The following is a 3050-nucleotide window of genomic DNA, read 5'->3' on the forward strand; positions in this document are numbered from 1 at the left end:
AATGGAAAGAACCTAGCTTTAAAGTCACAACAGTTAAAAAGGATGGTAACTCTGAAGAGCAAGAGTATAAAAATGTTGCTGCTGCTTTTGAGGGTGTTGGTAGCTCTTTCACGAATATCAAAAATGAAATAACCAATCAGATTAATCATCTTCAGTCAGAAGATTCAGCCGTTGTTCATTATGATAAGAAGGATGGTAATACAGATTATGCGAGTGTAACGTTTGGCGGTAAAGATAAAACCCTCACAGCTCTCCATAATGTTGCAGATGGTAAGATTATTGAGGGTTCTCATGATGCTGTAGCGGGTAATCAGCTTTATAAATTGGGTGCTGGGGTTGCAAAGTCTTTAGGTGGTGAAGGTAGCTATGAGAATGGAGAATGGAAAGCGCCTAGCTTTAAAGTCAAAACAGTTAAAAAGGATGACAATAAGGTTGAAGAAACTATCTATCACAATGTTGCAGATGCCTTTGCAGGTATCAGTACTTCTATTACAGACATTCATAATGATGTGAATAACCAAATTACCAATATTATTAGTGAAAGTCTTGTCAAGCAGGATGATACAGGTCTTATTAAGATAGGCGCAGAAAAAGAAGGCAATACAATCACTATTGCCAACAAGAATAGTGAAGACCGTATACTTTCTGGCGTGAAGGAAGCAACCAAGAATAATGAGGCAGTTAACAAAGGTCAGCTTGATACAAATATCAAAAAAGTGGAAGACAAATTAGCGGAAGCAGTGGGTCATGTTGCGCAACAAGTTACAGGAGATGCTTTATTATGGAGCAAGGATGACCATGCCTTTAGTGCGCAACATGGAGAAGGCAAAGAAAGAACAGATAGTAAGATCACCCACGTTTTAGCTGGCAATATTGCTTCTAGTTCTACAGATGCAGTTACCGGTGGACAGCTTTATTCTGTCAATCAGCAGGTTGCAGAATATTTAGGTGGGGGAGCTGGTTATGAGAATGGCACATGGACAGCACCGACTTACAGACTTAAAAGTTATAAAGAAGATGGAACGGAAGGCCAAGCAGTTGACTATAATAATGTAGGCTCTGCTTTTGCAGGTATTGATACGAACTTCACAAATGTGAACACACATCTAACTAATGTTGTTAATAACTTTAATGAAAAGTTAGACAACATTAATAAAGAAGTTAAAGGTGATGCTTTATTATGGAGCAAGGATGATCATGCCTTTAGTGCGCAACATGGAGAAGGCAAAGCAAGTAGTAAGATTAAATTCCTTGCTAATGGAGAGATTAGTGCCACTTCAAATGATGCAGTAGCGGGTAATCAGCTTTATAAATTGGGTGCAGGGGTTGCAAAGTCTTTAGGTGGTGAAGGCAGCTATGAGAATGGAGAATGGAAAGCACCTAGCTTTAAGGTTAATACTGTTAAAAAGAATGGTAACTCTGAAGAGAAGAACTATACCAATGTAGCGGAAGCTTTGAGTGGAGTTGGTAATTCATTCACGAATATCAAAAATGAGATAACCAATCAGATTAATCATCTTCAGTCAGAAGATTCAGCGGTTGTGCATTATGATAAAAGAGATGATGTAAGTGGCAGTGTTGATTATGCGAGTGTAACGTTTGGCGGCAAAGATAAAACCCTCACGGCACTCCATAATGTTGCGGATGGTAAGATTATTGAGGGTTCTCATGATGCTGTAGCGAGTAATCAGCTTTATACTCTAGGGAGCAGTGTTGCGAAGACTTTAGGTGGAGGAGCTGGCTATGAAAATGGCACATGGACAGCACCGACTTACAGACTTAAAAGTTATAAAGAAGATGGAACGGAAGGCCAAGCAGTTGACTATAATAATGTAGGCTCTGCTTTTGCAGGTATTGATACGAACTTCACAAATGTGAACACACATCTAACTAATGTTGTTAATAACTTTAATGAAAAGTTAGACAACATTAATAAAGAAGTTAAAGGTGATGCTTTATTATGGAGCAAGGATGATCATGCCTTTAGTGCGCAACATGGAGAAGGCAAAGCAAGTAGTAAGATTAAATTCCTTGCTAATGGAGAGATTAGTGCCACTTCAAATGATGCAGTAGCGGGTAATCAGCTTCATGCTCTAGGAAGCAGTGTTGCGAAGACTTTAGGTGGTGAAGGCAACTATGAGAATGGTGAATGGAAAGCGCCTAGCTTCAAAGTTAAGACAGTGAAAGAAGATAGCAGTGCTATTGAAGAAGCAAGCTATGATAGTGTAGTTGCCGCTTTTTCTGGTGTAGGAACGTCTTTTGAAAATCTTCAAAAAGAGATTAAACAAAGCAATACACAGGTTACAGAAAATATGAAGCAGAATGCTCTGTTATGGAGTGAATCTGATAATGCGTTTGTAGCACAGCATGGTGAAGGCAAAGCAAATAGCAAGATTAAGTACCTTTCCAATGGAGAGATTAGTGCAGCTTCAAGTGATGCTGTAGCGGGTAACCAGCTTTATAAATTGGGTGCAGGGGTTGCAAAGTCTTTAGGTGGTGAAGGCAGCTATGAGAATGGAGAATGGAAAGCACCTAGTTTTAAGGTTAATACTGTTAAAAAGGATGGTAACTCTGAAGAGAAGAACTATACCAATGTAGCGGAAGCTTTGAGTGGAGTTGGTAATTCATTCACGAATATCAAAAATGAGATAACTAATCAGATTAATCATCTTCAGTCAGAAGATTCAGCGGTTGTGCATTATGATAAAAGAGATGATGTAAGTGGCAGTGTTGATTATGCGAGTGTAACGTTTGGCGGCAAAGATAAAACCCTCACGGCACTCCATAATGTTGCGGATGGTAAGATTATTGAGGGTTCTCATGATGCTGTGACGGGTAACCAGCTTCATACTCTAGGGAGCAGTGTTGCAAAGTCTTTAGGTGGTGAAGGCAGCTATGAGAATGGAGAATGGAAAGCGCCTAGCTTCAAAGTTAAGACAGTGAAAGAAGATAGCAGTGCCGTTGAAGAAGCAAGCTATGATAGTGTAGTTGCCGCTTTTTCTGGTGTAGGAACGTCTTTTGAGAATCTTCAAAAAGAGATTAAACGAAGC

1 pseudogene is annotated in these 3050 nt (G+C 39.5%); it reads left to right on the plus strand.

The features are described 5' to 3' along the window. Positions 1-3050, plus strand: a pseudogene (locus FS875_RS10300) (hypothetical protein); the annotation flags it as partial.

The sequence above is a fragment of the Bartonella saheliensis genome, from assembly GCF_902162175.1.